19 protein-coding genes are annotated in these 21,763 nt (G+C 37.7%); 10 read left to right on the top strand and 9 right to left on the bottom strand.

Annotation, left to right across the window (positions count from 1 at the left end; translation table 11 throughout):
- Window positions 1-455 precede the first annotated feature (455 nt).
- Window positions 456-3,458 (top strand): reprolysin-like metallopeptidase, encoded by a 3,003-nt coding sequence (locus tag REB14_RS20545; RefSeq protein WP_145953229.1) that lies wholly within the window; start codon window positions 456-458, stop codon window positions 3,456-3,458.
- A 114-nt stretch (window positions 3,459-3,572) separates the two neighbouring features.
- On the opposite strand, the gene REB14_RS20540 is transcribed toward REB14_RS20545, so the two are convergent.
- Both REB14_RS20540 and REB14_RS20535 read right to left on the bottom strand, forming a co-directional pair.
- The gene (locus tag REB14_RS20540) at window positions 3,573-4,733 is read right to left on the bottom strand and encodes an FAD-dependent oxidoreductase (RefSeq protein ID WP_079241312.1); all 1,161 of its coding nucleotides are present in this window, start codon (window positions 4,731-4,733) and stop codon (window positions 3,573-3,575) included.
- A 27-nt stretch (window positions 4,734-4,760) separates the two neighbouring features.
- A complete protein-coding gene (locus REB14_RS20535) occupies window positions 4,761-5,585 on the bottom strand; it encodes a helix-turn-helix domain-containing protein (RefSeq protein ID WP_309523145.1) in 825 nt (274 codons plus the stop codon).
- A gap of 127 nt (window positions 5,586-5,712) precedes the next feature.
- Between REB14_RS20535 and REB14_RS20530 the strand changes: the two genes are divergently transcribed.
- The 3 genes from REB14_RS20530 to REB14_RS20520 all read left to right on the top strand — a co-directional run bounded on the left by REB14_RS20530 (window position 5,713) and on the right by REB14_RS20520 (window position 8,279).
- Complete coding sequence (locus REB14_RS20530; protein WP_309523144.1) at window positions 5,713-6,507, top strand: class I SAM-dependent methyltransferase; 795 nt, start codon at window positions 5,713-5,715, stop codon at window positions 6,505-6,507.
- A gap of 190 nt (window positions 6,508-6,697) precedes the next feature.
- Complete coding sequence (locus REB14_RS20525; RefSeq protein WP_309523143.1) at window positions 6,698-7,279, top strand: Crp/Fnr family transcriptional regulator; 582 nt, start codon at window positions 6,698-6,700, stop codon at window positions 7,277-7,279.
- A gap of 64 nt (window positions 7,280-7,343) precedes the next feature.
- On the top strand, window positions 7,344-8,279 hold the full coding sequence (locus tag REB14_RS20520; RefSeq protein WP_309523142.1) for a ketopantoate reductase family protein: 936 nt from the start codon (window positions 7,344-7,346) through the stop codon (window positions 8,277-8,279).
- Window positions 8,280-8,369: 90 nt separating this feature from the next.
- On the opposite strand, the gene REB14_RS20515 is transcribed toward REB14_RS20520, so the two are convergent.
- The 6 genes from REB14_RS20515 to REB14_RS20490 form a co-directional block, all read right to left on the bottom strand.
- Complete coding sequence (locus REB14_RS20515) at window positions 8,370-8,720, bottom strand: 4Fe-4S dicluster domain-containing protein (protein WP_079241316.1); 351 nt, start codon at window positions 8,718-8,720, stop codon at window positions 8,370-8,372.
- 144 nt (window positions 8,721-8,864) lie between these two features.
- A complete protein-coding gene (locus REB14_RS20510; protein ID WP_079241317.1) occupies window positions 8,865-9,188 on the bottom strand; it encodes a 2Fe-2S iron-sulfur cluster-binding protein in 324 nt (107 codons plus the stop codon).
- Window positions 9,189-9,193: 5 nt separating this feature from the next.
- Window positions 9,194-10,246: an NAD(P)/FAD-dependent oxidoreductase gene (locus REB14_RS20505; protein WP_079241318.1), complete on the bottom strand. Its 1,053-nt coding sequence runs from the start codon at window positions 10,244-10,246 to the stop codon at window positions 9,194-9,196.
- A gap of 1 nt (window position 10,247) precedes the next feature.
- On the bottom strand, window positions 10,248-10,817 hold the full coding sequence (locus REB14_RS20500) for an NADPH-dependent FMN reductase (RefSeq protein ID WP_309523141.1): 570 nt from the start codon (window positions 10,815-10,817) through the stop codon (window positions 10,248-10,250).
- Window positions 10,818-10,821: 4 nt separating this feature from the next.
- Window positions 10,822-11,322 carry a DUF2480 family protein gene (locus tag REB14_RS20495; protein WP_309523140.1) on the bottom strand — a complete coding sequence of 167 codons (501 nt, stop codon included), beginning with the start codon at window positions 11,320-11,322 and terminating at the stop codon, window positions 10,822-10,824.
- Between the two features lie 23 nt (window positions 11,323-11,345).
- Window positions 11,346-11,972 carry a superoxide dismutase gene (locus REB14_RS20490; RefSeq protein WP_309523139.1) on the bottom strand — a complete coding sequence of 209 codons (627 nt, stop codon included), beginning with the start codon at window positions 11,970-11,972 and terminating at the stop codon, window positions 11,346-11,348.
- Between the two features lie 194 nt (window positions 11,973-12,166).
- Between REB14_RS20490 and REB14_RS20485 the strand changes: the two genes are divergently transcribed.
- Entirely contained in the window at window positions 12,167-12,787 is a 621-nt protein-coding gene (locus REB14_RS20485; protein ID WP_309523138.1) for a helix-turn-helix transcriptional regulator, read from the top strand.
- A 36-nt stretch (window positions 12,788-12,823) separates the two neighbouring features.
- Window positions 12,824-13,471: a hexitol phosphatase HxpB gene (hxpB, locus tag REB14_RS20480; protein WP_309523137.1), complete on the top strand. Its 648-nt coding sequence runs from the start codon at window positions 12,824-12,826 to the stop codon at window positions 13,469-13,471.
- 93 nt (window positions 13,472-13,564) lie between these two features.
- Here hxpB and REB14_RS20475 read toward each other — a convergent pair whose 3' ends face one another.
- Window positions 13,565-14,191, bottom strand: coding sequence for an RNA polymerase sigma factor (locus REB14_RS20475; RefSeq protein ID WP_309523136.1), 627 nt, complete (start codon window positions 14,189-14,191; stop codon window positions 13,565-13,567).
- A gap of 240 nt (window positions 14,192-14,431) precedes the next feature.
- On the opposite strand from REB14_RS20475, the gene REB14_RS20470 reads away from it, so the two are divergent.
- From REB14_RS20470 to REB14_RS20455, 4 genes are all read left to right on the top strand, one after another.
- Entirely contained in the window at window positions 14,432-15,388 is a 957-nt protein-coding gene (locus REB14_RS20470) for a FecR family protein (RefSeq protein ID WP_309523135.1), read from the top strand.
- A 51-nt stretch (window positions 15,389-15,439) separates the two neighbouring features.
- Window positions 15,440-18,742 (top strand): TonB-dependent receptor, encoded by a 3,303-nt coding sequence (locus tag REB14_RS20465; RefSeq protein WP_079241326.1) that lies wholly within the window; start codon window positions 15,440-15,442, stop codon window positions 18,740-18,742.
- Between the two features lie 56 nt (window positions 18,743-18,798).
- Window positions 18,799-20,085, top strand: coding sequence for a hypothetical protein (locus REB14_RS20460; protein WP_309523134.1), 1,287 nt, complete (start codon window positions 18,799-18,801; stop codon window positions 20,083-20,085).
- 320 nt (window positions 20,086-20,405) lie between these two features.
- Window positions 20,406-21,698, top strand: a complete 1,293-nt coding sequence (locus REB14_RS20455) for a hypothetical protein (protein WP_079241328.1) — start codon at window positions 20,406-20,408, stop codon at window positions 21,696-21,698.
- The last annotated feature ends 65 nt before the right edge of the window (window positions 21,699-21,763 follow it).

Raw genomic sequence — 21,763 nt, 5'->3', positions numbered from 1 at the left:
GATTTCTTGTCGATTTGTTGACTTATTTTTGAAAAAGAGCAAGAGTTCTTGGGATGTCTCCCTTTTTAGACTATGTTTTTGATTATTCTTTTTTTAATTCATCTTTTTTTTATCTGATTTTCAGTATTGTTTTTTCATCCGTTTTGAAGGTGCAATTTTTAATAATACTTACTGATAAAACAGAGCTATTTGAGACAAAATTTGACATTAAATATAAGTGGTTGATAATTAATTGATTGTCGTTGCTGTTGTATACGTGTAGTATCATTTATTTTTGTTTTTTATTTAGAATATACAAGTTTTGCGAAGTGATTTGTTGTGAATTTCTCATCATTGATTTTGTTTTGTTGAATTTATGGCAATTTTTAAATGGTATTAATTACACTCCAAAATGATCTTTGATAAAAAATAAGAAACCTATTAATCATACAACCAAAGTAATTATAAATAAATCTATGAAAAAAAGAATTTTATTCGTTTGTGCATTAGCATCTTGTTTTACGGTTTTCAATGCTCAGAGATGGGAATCTGTCTCTCAGAAAACTTCACAGATAAGAGAAGGAGTAGCAGTACAACATTCTTATAGAGTGGATCTGAAATCTCTTCGAGAAATGCTAAGAAATGCTGAAGAAACCGGGAAAAGTGCAAGACCGGTAATTATTTCTTTACCTACTGTAGAAGGAAAGATTGAAAAATTTGCTGTTTATAGCAATCCTGTGATGGATGTATCACTGGCCGAAAGATATCAGCTCGGATCATATGTAGGAGTGGGCGTAGATGATCCGTCTAAGTATGTAAGATTCAGTACATCTCCCAATGATATGCAGTCTATGATCATTAAAGATGGTATATTCCAGTTTATAGAACCGATAAGTGCTGATAAACAAACTTATGGAGTATTCTATAAAACAAAGGATGAAGGAGAACATGGCTTTAAATGTGATACCGGAGAACATGATTTTAAGAATATTAATAAACTGGTAGAGAATGGTAAAAAAATGCTTTCGGGAGTAGGAATCGCCAGCAGACCTACTAATACAAAATACAGAGATTTTAGAATGGCATTGTCCGTTACAGGAGAATACAGCCAATATCAATTAACGGCAGCAGGAACTCCGGCCAATGCGACCAACGATGTAAAAAAAGGAGTGGTACTGGCTGCCATGAATAATACGATGACCCGCATAAACGGAGTTTTTGAACGTGATTTTGGAGCTCATCTAACCGTTCAGAACCTTCCGGATATCATTTATCTTGATCCGGCAACAGATCCTTACTCTAATAATTTAAATCTTCAGCTGCAACAGACCCTTACCTCTGTAGTTGGAAATGCCAACTATGATATCGGGCATGTTTTTAACCAAAATGCAGAAAGAAGCGGAAATGCAGGAGGAATCGGAATTGTCTGTGTGGATCCGGCCACTAATACTGAAATAAAAAAGGGTTCCGCTTACACTCAGGGACCTGTTCCTGTAGGTGAAGTTTTCGACTTTACTGCAGCTCATGAAATGGGTCATCAATTAGGAGCTAATCACACATTTTCAAATACTTCTGTCACAGATGCCAATCAGGGAGCTAATGTAGAACCTGGAGGAGGTACTACTATTATGGGCTATGCCGGGATTACGTATGATAATGTGCAGGCTAATGCTGATGGATATTTCCATTATAAATCCATTGATCAGGTATTAACTAATTTAGAAAATAAACTTAATTGCGGAGCCTCTCAAAATATAAACAATAATACTGCACCAGCTATTAATCCGTTGGTAGCTTATAATATTCCTAAAGGAACCGCTTATTATCTTGAAGCTTCAGCTACTGATGCCGAAAATGATCCTGTAAACTATACCTGGGAACAGAATGACAGTACAGATGAGTTTTCTACAATTTCAGGGGATAGTGGATGGGGATACAATCCAAAAGGAGCTTTAACAAGGTCAGTTCCTGGTACAGCAAACGGAAGAAGATATTTTCCAAAGCTAGCGAGTGTTATGAACGGAAACCTAACAGACAAGCAAACATGGGAAACGGTATCTTATATCCCTCGAATATTGAATTATGCTGTAACAGTAAGAGATCAAAACGCTCAACGTCCTATGGTTTCAAGTTCAACAACTACAGTGACCGTAGGGAATGATGGACCGTTCAAATTCAATGGGCTTACTGCATCTTCAATATTGTATAATGATGCTGTAAACATAATCTACTGGGATGTTGCCAATACAAATGCGGCACCTTATAATACAGCGAGTGTGAAAATAGATTACACTACAGATAATGGAACAACCTGGACAAATCTGGTTGCTGCAACACCAAACACCGGAAGTTATAGCGCACAAATGCCAGGAAATATAAATGGAGCTATAAAACTAAGAGTTTCAGCTGTAGGAAATATCTTTTATGCTGTTTCTCCTGCTATAAATGTGGGCAGTGCACCTACATCTCCTACATCAGCACCTACGGGCATTTCTACAACAGATACTGAGATTTTCAAAACAACAGCAAGAGTATCCTGGAATAGTGTTCCGGGAGCTACTTACTCTGTTAATTACAGAAAAACAGGAGCAGGAAATTGGTCTAATGCTGTGAGTCAGGCAAATTCTGTAGTTCTGAATAATTTAGAAGATGAAACCAATTATGAAGTACAGGTAGCTGCTGTAGTTAATTCTGTTTCCGGGACTTTCTCTAATAATTATACATTCAAAACAAAAGGATTAAAGACAGGAGTTGATTACTGCCTTTTAAATTCAGGTTCACCTTATGTAGGAGCCATCTTAAAAGTTACCGTTGCAAATCTTGATTATAGTGATCTTACAGCAAGATCCTATAAAGATTTAAGCGAAGATCTTACTAAGGTTGTTAATTTGACACAAGGCAGTACCTATACGCTTACGCCTAGAATAGGGAATCTGTTGCAAAACGGAATGCCGGTAAATCTATCTGCCTGGATTGATTACAATAGAAACGGAGTATTTGAATCTACAGAAAGGGTAGGGCAGACTTCAGCGACAACGAATGCAGGTAATATAGGGTTACCAAGTTTTAACTTCACCGTTCCTGCTACCTCTTACTCTGGAGATAAGGTGTTAAGAATGAGAGTGGTTGGTAAATTCGCGACGAGTGCTTTGAATAGCGTATGTGGTGAGCTGGCAAGCCAGGCCGGAGGTATTATGGATCTTCCTGTGAAAATTACTGCTAGCACCCTTGCTGTGAGAGAAACGGTAGATACAAAATCATCAGAGGTATCTATTTATCCTAATCCTGCAGATACATTTGTAGAAGTGAAAAACCTTAAAGGTAAAGGTGATTACAAAATTTACAGTGCGGATGGAAGACTTGTTCAGGAAGGTAAGATTGATGGAAAAATAAATGTAGTTTCTCTTGTAAAAGGAATGTATGTGATCACCATAAAAGATGAGAAAAATACTTACAACACCAAATTAATCAAAAAATAAACAGCATGAATGAATCTCCGTATCAGGATCTAAAAGCGGAGAGAAAAAGAATTATTTCAAGAGGGAAAAAAGGCTGTCTTCAACAGAAGGCAGCCTTTTGATTTTTGACGATAACTAATCCAAATGGCTATTAAAAAAATCAAGCATAGTGGCTAATGATTTTTCAGAATGCATTCGTTCTCCATTTTCAAGGGATTCTTCCGTGGCAATCGCAGCTCTTGTTCGCATTGTCTGTTCGTAACCGGAAATAGCTTCCTGTAAAGTATTATAATGATTATCCGTTAAATATTCACTCAGTTCAAGGGCATCCAGCATAGCCATATTAGCGCCTTCTCCAGCAAATGGAGGCATTACGTGAGCTGCATCCCCAATCAGTGTGAGGTTAGATTGAGTTTCCCATGTTTGATCTAACGGCATATAGTAAATCAGACGTGGAACAAAAGGAGTTGCAGCATTTTCAAACAATTCCTCCCAGATAGAAGCCCATTCCGAGTATTCTGTTTTGAACCATTTTAGCATCTGTGCACTATCAGAAAAATCAAGACCGCTAGTGGCAGGCCAGTTTTCATCTGCTTTAAAACTTGCATAAAATCCGAGATCTCCATTGCCTTTTTGTCCCAGTAAAATATTTTGAGAATTTCCGAATGCCATTATTTTTCCCCCTTTGATCAAAGCATCAATCTGAGGGGCATTTTCTTTTGAAATATTTCCTTCCAGCATAATGATTCCTGAATAAACAGGTTTATTATCAGTAAGATAAGGGCGGATTTTAGAATTGGCACCATCTGAAGCAATGACAAGATCAGCGTACACAGAATTTCCATTTTTAAAATGTAGCAGCCAACCTTTATCCTGCCGCTCCATAGAGAGAAAATGACTGTCCCATACTACCGTTTCAGGAAATAGGGATTCCAGCAGCATATTTCTTAATGGACCACGATCTATTTCAGGGCGAAAATGTTCATGTCCAAAATCTTCTTCAGGCTTTGTTTCATGATCGTTAAAAAATATTTCGGCCTTTTCATTCATGATCAGAGTTCTGTCTGCACCCGGACGGAAAGTCTTTTTAAACTCCTCCAGAAGTTCTGTTTTGCGTATGGCAGCCAAACCTGAATCTTCATGCATATCAAGAGGGGAGCCCTGTACACGGGCATTTTTATTAAAATCTCTTTCATATACTTTTACATCTGCACCTTTTAATTGTAAAAGTCTTGCCAGTGTAAGCCCTGCAGGGCCACCACCAACGATTGCTATTGATTTATTGTCTATCAGCATTGTTGATTTAAATTTTACAATGCAAATTTATTTTCCTTTCAATACAGATAATAGTACAAATCGGTCGTTTTTATTTTTGGATAATTCTTTAGGAGCAACTCCTGAAAATTTCTTTACTTCTTTGATGAAATGATTCTGATCGGTATAATTGAGTTCCGGGAAAAGTCTTCCCTGAGCAATGTGTTCCAATGATGCTCTGAAACGCAAAATAGTAGAGTAGGCTTTTAATGACAAACCAAGTTGTTTGGTAAAGTACCGGTTGATCTGTCTGCTGCTCCAGCCTGTTTTCTCTGAAAGTTCCTGTACGCTCATTTCCCCTTTTGAAGCATACACCAATTCAAAAAGTTTGATTTTTCTTTCATCTGCTTTTTGAGGTAGCAACGCTTGTATTTTTTGAGTGGCTTTCGTACAGCAATGATTAAAATCCTTTAAGTCATCACTTTTAAAATTCCAGAAATCAGGAGAAAGCTCTTTTCCGATATTCAATAAATCTGCAATGGAGGTATTTAAAATATATTCCACAGCAAGAGGTTTAAAACTAACGATAAAAGCTGTTGTATGGGGATCGATATACCTTTGTTCAGGATAGGTTTCCAGTCCGAGAAGGGTAATATGAAATGGCTCTGAAGCCGACTGTGAGAAAAATAAATCAATTCTTCCGTCAGGAATGATAACCACTTCTTTCGCTTCATCCGAAAGGTTCTGAAAAGTTCCCAGATTTTCAACAAAATCTGCGAGCTCTTTGTCAGGTTCGATGAAGGTATAAGTGAAATCATTGTCCATAATAATTAACTGAGCAGATTGCTTTTGATGAAGAAAATTACAAAATTTGTGATAAACTGCAAAGTCCATTAGAATTCATTATGATTTCTGAGGGCTCGACTGGACCAGCACATTTTAGAAAATCTGCACCAGTTGAATGACTTCTGAATACAATATTTTTGTAAATTGTCAATTAAATGACCAGAAAATGAAAAATATGAAGGAGCAAGAAATAGATTTTTTACACCATAATGAGTCGGCCTGGAACAAACAGGCATTAGCACAGAACGAATGGTCAAAAGCGGTAAGCTCTGAATTGATTAATGACGCAAAAGAAGGAAAATGGGATGTTCACCTGACCCCAAAACCATTGAATAAAGAATGGCTGGGAGAGGTAAAAGGAAAGAAGATCCTGTGTCTGGCATCAGCAGGAGGGCAGCAGGCTCCGGTTTTGGCTGCTGCAGGAGCTTCTGTTGTAGTTTTTGATATTTCCGGGGAACAGCTGAAACAGGATGAAAAAGTAGCAGAACGTGATGGACTGTCATTGCAAACACTTCAGGGCGATATGAGAGACCTGAGTGTATTTGAAGACGAAACCTTTGATATTATATTCCATCCGATTTCCAATCATTATGTAGAAGACGTGAATCCGGTTTGGAGAGAAGCTTATAGAGTCTTGAAAAAAGGAGGAGCATTGCTGGCAAGCTTTTTCAATCCTGTGGTGTTCGTAGCAGACAGGAATCCTCAGGATATAAAAGAGGGAATTATCAGACCGAAATATACGCTTCCTTATGCCGATATAAAAGATTTGGATCAGGATCAGATTAATAGAAAGCTGGAAAATAATGAAGCTTTGGTTTTCGGACATACCCTTTCAGATCTTATCGGAGGACAGTTGAAGGCAGGTTTTATGATTGCAGATTTTACAGAAGAAATGCAACCCAATCCACGTTTTTTAATTGATCAGTACCTTCCTACTTTCATAGCAACAAAAGCCGTGAAATTGAAATAATACAAGTCATGTAAGTCTCAACGGTTTTTAGGAGTGTCATTTCTAATGACGTGAGAAATTCCTCTCCTTTGGAAGGGTGGCGAAAATTCAAAAATTTTTGACGGTCTGGTTTTACCGCTTCAAATTAACCATACTTCCATGAATTATCGCTACTTTAGACGGCTCAACGTATATTTAAGAGGACATTTTAATGGACAAATCATCACTTAATACCTACTTTCATTCCTTATTCAGTATTGAAAAAGAAGTGGTTGAAAAGATCACTGAAAAATTTAATTGCTTTGAATTGAAAGCCAATACAATTTTGCTGGATAAAGATGCCATCAGTACCAAAACCTATTTTCTTGAAAAAGGGTATGTCCGCTCGTATATACTGAATGAAGATAATGAGGAGATTACCACCAATATTTATAAAGCTCCCTGCTTTGTTAATGATTTTTTATCCTTTTTCAGGCAGCAGCCTACCAAAGAAATATATCAAACTGTTACAGATTGCAATTTCTGGGAAACAGGATTGGAAAATGTACAGCATAATTTCCATAATATTCCTGAGTTTAGAGAGTTCAGCAGGCTTCTTTTTGTTCTTAATTATTATAATATTCATGACAGGTTGATCGAAATGGCGAGTCAGAAGGCTTCCACAAGATATTTTAACCTGATGAAGAAAGATCCGGATATTTTTCAGCATGTCCCTTTGAAGGTAATTGCTTCTTACCTCGGAATTAAAGACAGTTCCCTGAGCCGGATCAGAAGAGATATTCATAAACTCTAATTTCTTTTCATTTGTCAAGTGATACTTTAAATGTCATCCCTGATCTTTGCTTAAAAATAATTTCATGAACAAAAAACATATTGTTGTAGTAGGATTGGGTGGTGTAGGTGGTTATTTTGGTTTTAAAATCAATCAGACCAATGAAACTACAGGAAAATATTCTGTTTCTTTTGTAGCCCGTGGAGAAACTTATGAGAAAGTAAAAGAAAACGGATTGACATTGCTGTCTCCGGAGCATTCCAATTCACAGACTCATCCTAATAATATAGTAGAGAACATCAGTGAGATCAAAAATCCTGATCTCGTGTTGATTTGTGTAAAAGAATACGATCTTGAAAATGTCTGCAAACAATTGCTGCCAGTCATTAATAAAGATACTGTCCTTCTTCCGATGATGAACGGAGCAGATATCTATGACAGAATACGTACCGTTATTCCGGATCATACCGTTCTTCCAACCTGTATTTATGTAGCTTCTCATATTAAAGAGAGAGGAATTGTAGAGCATAAAGGAAAAGCCGGGAAAATGGTTATTGGTAGAGATCCTGAGCATTTTTCCACTCCAGTGGAATGGGTTACAGACCTTTTGAGTGAAAGTAAAATTGATTTTGATTTCAAAGATAATTCATTAACGGATATCTGGACAAAATTTATTTTCATTGCCAGTTTCGGATTGGTAACGGCAAAGCATAATTCATCCATCGGAACTGTATGTACGGACGAGCAACAGAAGAAGGAAGCGACTGAAATTATGAAAGAAATACAACAGATTGCTGCTAAAAAAGAAATCCATCTTCAGGAAGATATCATTGATAAAACATTTGAAAAAGCCTCTACATTTCCTTTTGAAACGCCTACTTCCTTACAGCTTGATATCCATTCTGGAAAGAAGAATAACGAACTGGAATTGTTTGCAGGTGCTGTATTGAAATATGGTGCTGAAACAGGTGTAGAAACTCCTTTCACTCAAAAAATTTATACTGAGATTAAAGCAATATAAGTTGAGGCTAAAGCCGAATGAAAAAGAATGATAAAAAAGGCGGGTTTAAACCCGCCTCTATTGAAATTAAATATAAAAGATAGAAGTTGATTAAGCACTGTGCATGAATTTTTGTCTGTCCAATAGTACTTCTTCCGTTTCCCTGTGATCAGGATCATCTATACAACAGTCTACAGGGCATACAGCTTTACATTGAGGCTCTTCATGAAAACCTTTACATTCCGTACATTTTCCGGATACGATATAATATACTTCATCCGAGACAGCCGGATGGTAGGTATCAGCATCACCTTCTGTGCCGTCGGGGAATGTAATATGTCCTGAAAGCTTGGTTTTGTCTTTCCAGCGCCAGTCGATAGCACCTTCGTAAATGGCTGAGTTGGGGCATTCAGGCTCGCAGGCTCCACAGTTGATACAGGCATCTGTTATTTTTATAGCCATATTGTTTGAATTTAAAGGGTTTAAAAAAGGGATTTCTTCAACGCTGAATGGTTCGGAAATCCCCGCTAAACTTAATTACAGCAGTTCAACACTGTTCTTTGAAAATAAGCAGCATAAAGTGTGCTAATTTTTATTTTTAACTCATTAATCTGCAGCAATTTCTACCGACAGCCCATCCATTTGAGCTGTAAGATGAATCTGGCAGGCTAATCTGCTTGTAGCTTTGGAGGTAAATAGCTCTGATAATAAAGCTTCTTCAATATCATTTTTTTCAGGAAGAGCAGATGTTTCACTCAAAACAAAGCAATGACAGGTGGCACACATGGCCATACCTCCACACATGGCTTCCATAGGTAATTCATAAGCTTTGCAGATATCTTTAAGGGTAAGCCCCATTTCTAAAGGGCATAGCAAAGTGTGTGTATTACCGCTTTGGTCGATAACAGTAATGGTAATCTCGTTCTCCATAATCCTTAGTCAATAGTGGTTACTATCTGTTTTTCTGCTTGTTTTTTTGTTCCGTCAAAACCTTCGATTCCGCTTACTGTGGTATATTTTAAAACAAATTTTTTATTTGGATTAAGACGCTGATAAATACTTTGGCAGGCAATGGCCGCTTCATGGAATCCACACAGGATCAGTTTCATTTTATAAGGATAAGTATTAATGTCACCCACAGCATAGACTCCCGAAATATTGGTTTGAAAATCGGTACTGTTGTTTACTTTTATGGCATTCTTTTCCAGTTCAATTCCCCATTCTGTTAAAGGTCCCAGCCTTGGAACCAATCCGAAAAGAGGAATGAAATAATCTGTTTCAATAGACTGTATTGAACCTTCTTTTTCAACCAGAATTTCCTTTAAATGATCATTACCTTTTAATCCTATTACTTCTGCAGGAGTAATCAGATTGATTTTGCCTTCCTGTTTTAATTTTTTCACTTTTTCAACAGAATCCAGCGCGCCACGGAACTCATTTCTTCTGTGAATAAGAGTAAGAGAGGAAGCTATCTCAGCAAGATGAATGGTCCAGTCCAGTGCTGAATCTCCACCTCCGGCAATTACCACATGTTTTCCGGCATAGTCCTCCGGATTTTTGATAAAATAATTAACTCCACGCTCTTCAAACGCTGAAATATTTTCAATAGGTGGTTTTTTAGGCTCAAAACTTCCCAGTCCTCCGGCAATAATAACGGCTTTCGCTCGGTGTTTTGTTCCTTTATCAGTAATGACTTCAAAAAGATTTTCTTCCAGTTTGAGAAGATGTATGGCTGTTTCATTAAAGGTAAAGCCTGGTTCAAACTGTTTGATTTGTTCATAAAGGTTATCAATGAGCTCTCCGGCAAGTACAGTTGGAAATCCGGGAATGTCAAAAATAGGTTTCTTGGGATATAATTCTGATAACTGGCCTCCCATCTGTGGCAATGCATCGATAATATGGCATCGCATTTTGAGAAGGCCGGCTTCAAATACCGTAAATAACCCTGCAGGGCCGGCACCAATGATCAGTATATCTGTTTCTATCATGTTATGAATGGTTTATAGTCGTTTTTTCTATTTTTTTAGAAGTTGCAATGGTGATAAGCTTATCAAACTTACCGGAATAGAGATCCGAAATTTGCGTAGATTGGTCAGCTGCGAATAATGATGATCTGACAATGGGAACGCTGAATGGCAATGGCCAGGCACGCAATGATTTGGCAATAGAATCCATAGCATTGATTCCCTGCATAGCCTGCAGACCATCTGCCCAGCACACCAGGCCTACCATTTTATCTGTAAGATAAGGCTCATAGCTGTTGGCGGTCACTTCAAACCAGTCCAGACAGTTTTTCATCACGCCCGGAATGCTTCCGTGGTAAAGAGGAGCCAGCCATATATGAAGATCAGCATCAGTAAACATCTGAGTCATACGTTCTACAGCCAAAGGAGTTTTGGTAAGGGTAACATCAAATAAAGGAATGCCGGAATCTGCAAGCGTAAAAATATCAGTCTGAATTCCCAGCGTTTTCAGACGTTCCGACAAATAATCTGAAATCAGTCCGGAAGTAGATAAAGTTCTTCTTTCCAGTGAACCGTTGAATATAATTGCTTTCATTTTGTTATTGTTTAAAAATTACTTTTGGTAATCCTATCTCACCGTACATCAGTGTTTTTACTAAAGGTTTTAATAATCCTGCTGCTAATAAATACAAAGCAGGATCATGACTGGTACTTGCCCGGACTACAACTTTTTGATTTCTATATTGTTTAAGGTCAGCATAAATAAGACGGCGTTTCCATAGATCAAGCAGTATTGTTTCTGCGTTGTTTAAATCCACATAAGAAGCATAAGGAGACAGTTTTTCCATAATGAGCATGTAAGCCCAGGGAGGAATAATGGCATCCGTAGAGCAGATAATACCTACTGCTTTTTCATTGTATATAGAAAAATCCACCACAGCAATTGATTCCTTAAATTCTTTCTCCTTCACAATCATTTCCATAAAAAGATGATCTTTAATATCCAGTTCTACAATTTCCGTAGTAGGTTTGTAGTCTGAAAGGTCAAGGGCAATAATGCCTGAAGCCTTTGCTTTATTGATAAAATTTTCCTCAGTCATAGTTTGTTTATATTCAATATTATTTATCTTACTTTTGACAAAGCTTCTTCATATTTTCTTTCAACGGCAGACCAATCCAGTACAGACCAGAAAGCATCAAGGTAATCTGCACGTTTATTCTGATAATTCAAATAGTAAGCATGCTCCCAAACGTCTATTCCAAGAATCGGAAAACCTCTGTTTGTGGGAAGGATATCCATCATCGGATTATCCTGATTAGGAGTAGAACTGATGGCCAGAGATCCGTTGAACTTCACAAATAACCATACCCATCCGGAACCGAACTGTGATAAACCTGTTTTTTTCATTTCTGCTTTTAGATTGTCAATACTCCCGAAAGTGGCTGTAATATCATTATGAAGCATCCCTTCAGGCATAATCTTAGGCTGAGACGAAAGAGTTTCCCAGAATAAAGAATGGTTATAGTGGCCGCCACCATTATTTCTTATGGCAGGACTGTATTCGCTGATTCTTTGTAATAAAGAATCAAGGTCGGGATTGATTTCATTGGTTTGTGCCAGTGCAGCATTCAGATTATCTACATAAGCCTGATGATGCTTTTGATGGTGAATCGTCATTGTTTCTTTATCTATAAAAGGAGCCAAAGCATCATAAGCATAAGGTAATTGGGGTAATGTAAATGGGTTCATCGTATTTATTTTTTTGATTAATGTATGACAAAGGTAGAAATATATTTGAATAAAACAACTTTTAGGTTGTTTTATTGATTCTGTCGTTTGAAAGTATAATATCTTGTAAATGTTTGTTTTAAGCTTTGATTTTTGAGGTTATAGAAAATGACTATATTTGTTGTTGAAAAATAAAACAACCTAAATATTGTCAAATGAAGAAGCCGGCTGCGGATCGTATTCTGATGTTTTTAAAGATGAGAGGTGAAGCTACATCGCTTCTTATTGCTGAAGAGCTTTCGATCACTAAAGAAGGGGCTAGAAAGCATTTACTGAACCTTGCTCAGGAAGGATTGATCCGGTCTTCGGTGAAGAGCGAAGGAGTGGGCCGTCCTTCTACTTATTATACGCTTACAGAGAAAGGATTGTCTCAATTTCCGGATACGCACGCAGATGTCACGGTTCAGATTTTGAAATCAGTAAAAAATCTTTTAGGGGAAAATGCTTTGGAATTATTGATCAGTGATCGGGAAAAAAATACCCATGAACGGTATGAAAAAGTTTTGTCTAAGGCGAAATCTCTTGAACAGCGTCTTGAATCTCTTTCAAAGGTTCGTAGTGATGAAGGTTATATGGCAGAATGGAAAAAAGAAGGTGAAGATTATTTTCTGATTGAAAACCATTGTCCGATATGTGCTGCTGCAACAGAATGCCAGGGTTTCTGCCGGGCTGAATTATCCAATTTCCAATCTCTGATAGGAAAGGAGTACAAAGTGGAAAGAGTAGATCACATCATTTCCGGCGGACAGCGCTGCGTGTATAAAATCAGCCAATAATTCATTATTCATAATCCCTCATTTATCATTCAAGAAATGGTTTTAAAAGCAGTAATATTTGACATGGACGGTGTTTTGATAGACTCAGAAAAATTCTGGACTCAGGCAGAACTGGATGTATTTTCATCCTATGGAGTGCAGGTTACAGATGATCTTGCGGCACAAACCAAATATATGACCACTCAGGAAGTCACAGAATTCTGGTATGAAAGATTCCCGTGGGAAAATTTTGATGCCTCTGAGTTGGAAAATAAAGTAGTAACGAGAGTAATCGAAATGATTCAAGGTCAGGACTGTACAATGTCTGGTGTACAGGAGTTTATTAAAAATCTTAAGAGTAAAGAATATAAAATAGGGCTCGCAACCAATGCTCCTTTGCGTGTAGCCCATGTGGTTCTTGAAAAGCTTCAGGTTCGTGAACTGTTTGATACCGTTCATTCATCAGAGTTTGAAACTCAGGGAAAACCCCATCCGGCCGTATATCTTACTTCTGCAAAAAATATGGGAATTTCTCCGGAACACTGTATTGCTATTGAAGACAGCCACTCAGGATTAAAGGCTGCAAAGGAGGCCGGAATGCAGACCGTAATTTTCACGAATAATAATGAAAGCATAGATTCAAACCTTGCAGATTTTAAAATACTGGACTTTAATAAAGCTTTGCTCCCAGTGTTTAGTGAATAGTCAATAGTGAATACGCTTCGCTGTGAATCTTGATAGCTGTTATAAAAACTGACGATTGACTCGACCCAGAATCCCGAACCTCACAACCCATTCTCAATACCTTGTCAAAACCTCCATTAAAAGCAGGATAGAAACCAGTTTCTTTGACGACTGATACTCAGGGTTCAGCTGTTCTCGGATTTCTCCCAACGCTTTACTTAATTTATTACTTACCGTCTTGTTGCTGATTCCCAGTGCTTCTGCTGTTTCATTGACCGACATATTTTTCCTGATTCTCATATCGTAGACCTGCTGCTCCGTTGAGGGAAGTTGAGCAACCACCTCGTCAATCATGGATAACAAAGCAGAAATTTCATTTTCCTCAAGAATTTCAAAATAATCTGAATCTGCGATCTCAATTTCATTCGGAATATCAAACTCATCAATGCTCAGCGTAGGAGGTGCTTTTTTGTAGCTGTTATAAAAATCAATGATTCTGTAATGAAGATGGCGGAGAAGGTAGCCTTTCGCACTTTCTGTATCATCGGTTTGTATCACGTCTGTATTTTCAAGAATCTTCATCCATAAGTTCTGGAGAATTTCTTCAGAGACTTCTTTATCCCGTGTCCGTATAAAAACAAAGCGATATAGACTATCCCAGTATCGGTCATACAGCAGCATAAATGCAGGACGATCGCCTGATTTTATTTTCTTTAATAATGTATAGTCTGTTGGGCTCATATTGTGATACAAAATTACCTAAAGGAAAATTAACTTTTTGTGAACTTTGGGTGTGATAAGATTAAATATTTCTGAAAAACAGGGCTCAAATGTGACGTTAATGTTGAGTAAATGTGAAAAAGGATGAAAATTATTAACAATTTGGTTGTAATGTGAATATAACATTAAGGATGCCCTGGGGAAGTTTTTCATTTTCACTGTCTTATAGATAGAAGTATCTGTGAATACATGAAAGACCTTATGAAAAAACGTTTACCATATAAAAATATTGAAGCCTTTGTTTTCAGACTTTGGGAACGGGAAGTTTCGGAAGACTCAATCTCTGAAAAAGAAAATGAACTTTTAAATCAATGGAAGAATATTGCAGAAAAAGACCTGGATATTGTTCATCTTAAAGAATCCAGAGAAAGGATATTATCCGGGCTGGAGTATTACTTTCCTCAAACAGATATTATTTCTATCCAATCTGCAAAGAGCTTTACAACCCATCTCTATAAAATAGCTGCAGTTATTATTCTGCTTTTATCATTGGGCGGAATATTTACCTACACCATGTTCATTAAACCTGATGTATATATTGCAAAATCCGGAAACCGTATTGTTCATCTTGAAGATGGATCTGTAGTTACTCTTTTATCAGGCGCTGTACTGACTGTAGAGAAATCTTTTCCTGCGTCCACAAGGATAGTAGATTTAAAAGGAGATGCAATCTTCTCTGTGGCAAAATCTAAAATACATCCTTTTATCGTTCGTGCGGATGGCTTCAGTACCAAAGTATTGGGAACGGTATTTAAAATCTCACAATCAGGGAAGAATAAAGCTGTGGATCTGTATGAAGGCAAGGTAGCGGTATCCTCTCCTGGAGTTGCTGTTTCTTTCCTTACACCGAATCAGAAGTGGACCAATTTCGGAATTGCTCATACTACAGCGGTTATTTCATTGAAGCCTGTAAAAAACTCAGTAAATAAAGCTCCTGCAATATTGTCTTTGAGCTTTAACGATGTTCCTTTAAAAGAAGTAGTAGCAGTCCTGGAAAGCAATTACAGTACAACGGTTCTGTATCCTAAAGAAGCTGAAAATAAAAAGATTACTGCCGATTTTACTGGAGGAACCGTCGGTGAAAATATTGAATCCCTGGCCTTTATCCTCGGATTGGAAGTACAGAAAAAAGAAAGCACCTATATCCTTAAGAAATAAATCATTATTCAAAAAAATTAAATAATCATAATCAAGAGAACACTATTAAGTATGAAAAGTTTGAAATGTGGGATTACCATAGCAGCCTTATTTTTTACTGTAGCCGCAGAAGCTCAGGAGCTGGTGCAGAAAGTGACATTTTCTGTACCTGCCAACAGACCGTTGATTGAAGTTTTAGAAGAATTTGCCGGAAAAACGGGAATGAGACTGGCTTATTCCAAGGTAGACATTAAAGAGCTGAAGGTAAAAGGAGTGAAATGTGAAAATACTTCTGTCAACAATTGTCTGAAGGATATTACCAACGGACTTCCTATAGTGTACCGACTGCATGGTGACCTTATTTCGATAAAATATGAAAGCTCTACTATTTCTGCAGTGGGAAACGGACGAATTTCCGGTAAAATAGTGGATGAGGTGGGAAATCCCATTACCGGAGCAGAAGTTACTATTGCTCAGAAAACTGTAGTCACAGATAATAACGGAGATTTCACCATAGATCTTCCTTCAGGAACATATAATCTGACGATAAAAGCTCCTAAATATAATACGCTGAGAGTTGAAAAACTATCTGTTACCAATAAAGAAACCAATGCTGTTTCATTTGCTTTAAATAAGGCTTCGGATAAAATTACAGACATTAAGGAAGTTGTGATTACTGCATCTCGTAAAGCAGATACTCAGGCGGGACTTCTTGCCCAGCAGAAAAAAGCAGCCCAGATGAGTGATGGTATTTCAGCGGAGCAGATTTCCAAAACGCCGGACAGCGATGTGGGAGGAACTTTGAAAAGAGTAACAGGAATCACCACTATTGATAATAAATATGTAGTGGTACGATCTATGGGAGAACGCTGGAATACTGCTGCCATGGACGGAATCAACCTGCCAAGTACGGAAGCCTATAACCAGAACTTTTCATTTGATATCATTCCTACAGCAATGGTAGAAAGTGTAGTGGTAAGCAAATCTGCAACACCTGATATGAATGCAAGCTTTGCAGGAGGCTACGTAGAAGTAAGGACCAAAGATATTCCCAATGAAAATTTTACAACCGTAACGTTGGGAACTTCTTATAATGATCAGTCGGCCTTCAAGGAATTTCTGACCCGTAAACGTGGAAAGTATGATTATTTCGGATATGATGACGGAAGCAGGGATTTCCCTAAAGGACTTGAACCGATGAACTGGACAGATCCAAGATTTTTTGAACAATCCAGACAGTTTACCAATGATAATTTCAGCACCTATAAAACCAGAGGTGACATGGGATCTAATATACAGCTGGCATTAGGAAGAACATATGCGCTTAAAAACAATAATAAATGGGGTTTTGCAGGAGCATTTGTCATCAGAAATGAACAGAATAAACTGGACATTGACCACACAGGAAGAGGAAACTGGCTGGATACCACGGGACCTTATATTGCAGATTGGGAAACAAAAGGAGTCGCTCCTATACCATTTTATAACTTCAAAAATAAAGGTGCTTCCTATAATTACAACTCTACAGTTGCGGGGATGCTTAATTTCGGACTTCAGTTAGGGAAAAACAGAATTTCATTCCGTAATTCCTATACCCATATTTTTGATAATACCCTGACCAGAGTTACCGGTTGGAATGAATATACTACGGGTAGTGCCATGGCTTCCAATGCAGAATTAGCCTACAATTATTTTTATAACGGAATTATACCCAATAATGATCCTGCTCAGATCAAAAACTTAGACAGGCCTTATACTGATAATACGAATTATCCCATTTTTCAGATGCTCCTACAAAATAAACTGGAAGGGAATCATAAAATAGGAAATGCGGAAGTCAACTGGTTTGCAGCAAGAACCGGGATAACATCCGATACTAAAGATTATACCCAGTATCTGACGCTATATGATTTTATTGGGAGTGAGATCCTGACTTATCATAAAATCTATAACACAGGAGGAAATTTTTATAGAGGATATATAGCCAATAAAGAAACTGATTACAATTATGGTGCTTCAGTTAAATGGGATCTGGATTTTGGAAACGTAAAAAATACGGTGAAGACAGGATATGCAGGAACATTGAAAAATAATACCAATCAACAACAAAAATTCTTCCTACGGGTGGATGAGAACAGAAATGTTCCGAATAGTGAAAAAAATTATTTGACAATGTATGGAGCTCTTGCAGATTGGTTCAATGGATCTCACTATGTACCGGGAGGTATTGGATGGGAAACCCGGGCACTGTATAAAAATGATAAATATGAAGGAGAAGTTAATCAACACGCGGTTTTTGTCATGTTTGATAACCGTTGGAAGAAATTAAGGTTAGTTTGGGGACTTCGTGCAGAATATTTTAAATATAATCTTATCTCACAACAATTAGACCCCAGTGATACCAAGAATGTAGAAAGAGCGGCCATTGAGGATAAACCGTGGCAATGGATGCCCTCTATGAACTTTACCTACAGTCCTACGAATAAAATGAATCTCAGGCTTGCCTACAACAGATCTGTAATTCGTCCGCAGTTTAATGAAAGAACTGGTTTACCCTATTTTGACCCGATAGCTAATGGTTTGATTTATAATACAGAAATGACATCTTCAGTCATCAATAATTATGATTTCAAATTTGAATGGTTTCCCGGATTGGGAGAAATCTTTTCTGCAGGGTTGTATTATAAAAATATAGACAGACCTATAGAACGTGAGGGACATATTTCCAGCGAAGGAAATCTATATCTCTATAATGGTAATTCGAAAAACGCAAAATTATTGGGAGTAGAGGCTGAGGTAAGAAAGAATTTAGGATTTATTGCAGACGGAACCTTTTTGGAAAAACTTTTTATAAGCGGAAACTTCACCTATAATCATACAAAGGTAGTAGCCTTTAAAGATCTTTATAAAACAGGTGAGAATGATGAAACCTATGAAGTAAAACGTCCGCTCTATGGACAGACTCCTTATGCCTATAATCTTGGATTGACCTATGATGGTGATCGTTTGGGACTTAGCTTTTTATATAATGCTAAAGGCGATCAGTATATTACTGTTGGGTATGCTTACAAAGGAGAAGAAATACAGCGTCCTTATGCTGTGGCAGACGCACAGATCTCCTACAAATTTCTTCGGAATAAAAATCTTGAATTAAAATTAAATGCCAGAAACTTATTCAACAGAGTGAAGGAATACTATAATAATTATAATTCCTATGTGATACCCTTGGGATTGGGGAGTGCCATTGGAACTGAGCGGGAAGCCTGGGGACTTTTGCCCGGTGCAACAGACAGATATGATAAGAATATTGATAAGATTATGTTTCGGGCCTATAGTGGAAGAATGTTCAGCCTAAGTGTGAACTATATGTTTTAAAACACAATCAAGATATAGGTCTAAATAAAATAGAATACAATAATTAAAGCGGTACAATGAAAAAGTTAATTCCAATTATAATATTATCATTCCTTACAGCTTGTCAGCATGACGGATTAGAGGATAAGAAATCTTCGTTTGAAATAAAGGCTACTTCATCTGAATATATTACAGCTTCTGCACTTCCGGTAACTACTGTAAGTGGTAATATTACCACTAATACAATCTGGAGTGGAGTCATCGAAATGGATGGAATAATAACAGTAAAAGATGGAGCTACACTGACAATCCTTCCAGGAACATATATTAAAGCAAAACCAAAAGGAACAACAGCTCCGTCAGGAGTTCTGATCATCACAAAAACAGGGAAAATCAATGCAGTAGGAACAGAAAGTCAGCCGATTATTTTTACAAGTTATAAGCTGTTGGACGGTAATGAAGATACTATTGGAGAGCCTGGCGACTTTGGTGGATTGATCCTGCTGGGGGATGCTTTAACGAATACTCCTTCTACAACAACCATTGAAGGACTTTTTGGACCTGATTATTATTATGGTGGGACTAACCAAAATCATAACGCAGGAATCGTGAAATATGTACGTATTGAATTCGGAGGAACAGATATATTCCCCTATACAATCCATGAAATTAACGGCCTTACTTTAGCCGGAGTAGGTAGCGGTACCACTATCGATCATATTCAGGTGTCTTATGGTAAAGACGATTCCTTTGAATTTTATGGAGGAAACGTAAATGCTTCCAATCTCATTTCTTTTGCACCAGATGATGATAATTTCGATTTTAATAATGGATATACTGGGACTGTTACATGTGCACTTGCTTTGGCAGACTATAATTCTACACATAGTCTCAGTGGGGCCGTCAATGATTCTCACGGTATTGAACTCGATAATAATATTGATGGAACCTCTACACCATTAGTAACACATCCTGTAGTGAATAACCTTACAATAATAGGTTCTTGGAAATCCACTATGGGTGCTAGGTACGGAAATGGAATTTATATCAGAAGAAATGGAAGATTAACATTAAATGATGCTACCATTACAGGATATCCTGTTGGAATCAAAGTAGAAGGTACAGGTTCAATGCTTGCTTCTGCCTCTAATTATAATACCATTCTTGTTCACGGATTTACAATTTCCGTCACAGGGGCTGGTACATCAGGAATTCCTATGGCTAACTTATCTACTGGACTTTCTGCTTCCGGTTGGGGAATGAATCAACCATTTTTTAATGAGGGAGGATGGAATGTATCACCAAGGAATTGTGGCAATTTTCAAGGACTTTGGACCAAATATAATTTCTCCATTCTAGAATAAGGAAATGAGCCTTATGAGCATGGAAATAGAACTTAGAGTAAAAAGATATCTTAATTATAGAAGCGTACAGGTTTCGGTAACCTGATCAAAACTGAAAAAAACTGATGATGCGCACAGCAGTACAGTTCTGAAAAAACCGGACGTTAACAGCTCTTCCCACGCTTTAACGATTTCCATGGGAACTCCCGCAATGCAGTTCCTCCTGCAGCGATGGGATGAACACCAAAAAACAAATCGAAGGAATAGAGAGGAAGATATTCCTGAATAAAAAACTGATCTGGTATAAAATAACACGACCGGATTTATTAAAAATTATAACAATGAAAAGACTAACTCTAATTGCAGTGGCAGCATTATCTCTTACAGCTTGTCAAAACGATCAACTGGCGGATTCATCTTCTCCATTCGAAATGAAATCTACTTCTGCTGAGTACCTTACAGCTTCTGCTCTTCCGGTAACCAGCGTAAGCGGTGATATTACTTCAAATACTACATGGAGTGGTGTAGTTGAATTAAATGGAGTTGTAACTGTAAAAAATGGGGCTACATTAACAATTCAACCGGGTACATTCATTAAAGCTAAACCAAGCACAAACAATACAGCTACAGGAGTTTTGGTAATTTCTAAAACAGGAAAAATCAACGCAGCGGGTACAGAAGCTCAACCTATCATTTTCACCAGCTACAAGTTGTTAGACGGAAACGAAGATACAACTGCTGCTCCTGGTGATTTCGGTGGGGTTATCATTTTAGGGGACGCTCCTACAAACACACCTTTCACAAAAACGATTGAAGGATTATCTGGACCTGATTTCTATTACGGTGGTACAAATGCTTCTCACAACGGTGGAACATTGAAATATGTACGTATTGAGTTTGCAGGGTACGATCTTTTAGCGCCAAACTCAGGAAACGAAATCAATGGTCTTACATTAGGAGGAGTAGGGAACGGAACTACTTTGGATCATATTCAGGTATCTTTCGGAAAAGATGATTCTTTTGAATTCTTCGGAGGTACAGTAAACGCTTCAAACCTTGTTTCTTTTGCTGCAGATGATGATAACTTCGACTTCGATAACGGATATACAGGAACAATCACTTGTGCATTAGCTTTGGCAGATTACAACTCTACACACAGTCTTAGCGGATCAAGCCCGGATTCTAACGGTATCGAGCTTGATAACAACGCAGACGGTTCTTCTACAACATTGTTGACTCATCCGGTAATCAACAACCTTACCATCATTGGAGCTAAGAACTCTAATAAAGGAGTATTGTATGAAAACGGAATCCACATCAGAAGACACGGAAGATTAACATTAAATAACGCTGTAGTTACAGGATATCCTGTGGGAATCAAAGTAGAAGGTACAGGTTCTGAGCTTTCTTCAGCTTCAGCATACAACACGATTCAGGTTCACGGATTTACTACTTCAGTTACAGGTACAGGAACAGCAGGAATCCCTGCAGCTAACCTATTAACTGGAACACCTGCATCTCTATGGGGGATGAGCCAGCCATTCTTCAACGAAGGAAGCTGGAATGTATCTCCAAGAAACTGTGGAAACTTCCAGGGAATCTGGACAAAATACAATTTCACAATTGTAGAATAATAAAAACTTTTAAAAAGCAGGGAACAGCACATGCTGATTCCTTGCTTTTACTTCAAAAATATTAA

This window comes from Chryseobacterium metallicongregator, assembly GCF_031324065.1.
Lineage (GTDB): Bacteria > Bacteroidota > Bacteroidia > Flavobacteriales > Weeksellaceae > Chryseobacterium > Chryseobacterium metallicongregator.
This window is presented reverse-complemented; position numbering and strand designations above follow the sequence as displayed.

What these genes read in the sequence shown, in the direction of transcription:
- REB14_RS20525 (WP_309523143.1), top strand. Translation starts at nt 6,698, where the DNA reads ATGGACAAATCATCACTTAATACCTACTTTCATTCCTTATTCAGTATT.
- REB14_RS20460 (WP_309523134.1), top strand. Translation starts at nt 18,799, where the DNA reads ATGAAAAAGTTAATTCCAATTATAATATTATCATTCCTTACAGCTTGT.
- REB14_RS20475 (WP_309523136.1), bottom strand. Translation starts at nt 14,191, where the DNA reads ATGAGCCCAACAGACTATACATTATTAAAGAAAATAAAATCAGGCGAT.
- REB14_RS20515 (WP_079241316.1), bottom strand. Translation starts at nt 8,720, where the DNA reads ATGGCTATAAAAATAACAGATGCCTGTATCAACTGTGGAGCCTGCGAG.
- REB14_RS20530 (WP_309523144.1), top strand. Translation starts at nt 5,713, where the DNA reads ATGAAGGAGCAAGAAATAGATTTTTTACACCATAATGAGTCGGCCTGG.
- REB14_RS20505 (WP_079241318.1), bottom strand. Translation starts at nt 10,246, where the DNA reads ATGATAGAAACAGATATACTGATCATTGGTGCCGGCCCTGCAGGGTTA.
- REB14_RS20540 (WP_079241312.1), bottom strand. Translation starts at nt 4,733, where the DNA reads ATGCTGATAGACAATAAATCAATAGCAATCGTTGGTGGTGGCCCTGCA.
- REB14_RS20510 (WP_079241317.1), bottom strand. Translation starts at nt 9,188, where the DNA reads ATGGAGAACGAGATTACCATTACTGTTATCGACCAAAGCGGTAATACA.
- REB14_RS20455 (WP_079241328.1), top strand. Translation starts at nt 20,406, where the DNA reads ATGAAAAGACTAACTCTAATTGCAGTGGCAGCATTATCTCTTACAGCT.
- REB14_RS20490 (WP_309523139.1), bottom strand. Translation starts at nt 11,972, where the DNA reads ATGAACCCATTTACATTACCCCAATTACCTTATGCTTATGATGCTTTG.
- REB14_RS20500 (WP_309523141.1), bottom strand. Translation starts at nt 10,817, where the DNA reads ATGAAAGCAATTATATTCAACGGTTCACTGGAAAGAAGAACTTTATCT.
- REB14_RS20495 (WP_309523140.1), bottom strand. Translation starts at nt 11,322, where the DNA reads ATGACTGAGGAAAATTTTATCAATAAAGCAAAGGCTTCAGGCATTATT.
- REB14_RS20520 (WP_309523142.1), top strand. Translation starts at nt 7,344, where the DNA reads ATGAACAAAAAACATATTGTTGTAGTAGGATTGGGTGGTGTAGGTGGT.
- REB14_RS20465 (WP_079241326.1), top strand. Translation starts at nt 15,440, where the DNA reads ATGAAAAGTTTGAAATGTGGGATTACCATAGCAGCCTTATTTTTTACT.
- REB14_RS20470 (WP_309523135.1), top strand. Translation starts at nt 14,432, where the DNA reads ATGAAAAAACGTTTACCATATAAAAATATTGAAGCCTTTGTTTTCAGA.
- REB14_RS20545 (WP_145953229.1), top strand. Translation starts at nt 456, where the DNA reads ATGAAAAAAAGAATTTTATTCGTTTGTGCATTAGCATCTTGTTTTACG.
- hxpB (WP_309523137.1), top strand. Translation starts at nt 12,824, where the DNA reads ATGGTTTTAAAAGCAGTAATATTTGACATGGACGGTGTTTTGATAGAC.
- REB14_RS20535 (WP_309523145.1), bottom strand. Translation starts at nt 5,585, where the DNA reads ATGGACTTTGCAGTTTATCACAAATTTTGTAATTTTCTTCATCAAAAG.
- REB14_RS20485 (WP_309523138.1), top strand. Translation starts at nt 12,167, where the DNA reads ATGAAGAAGCCGGCTGCGGATCGTATTCTGATGTTTTTAAAGATGAGA.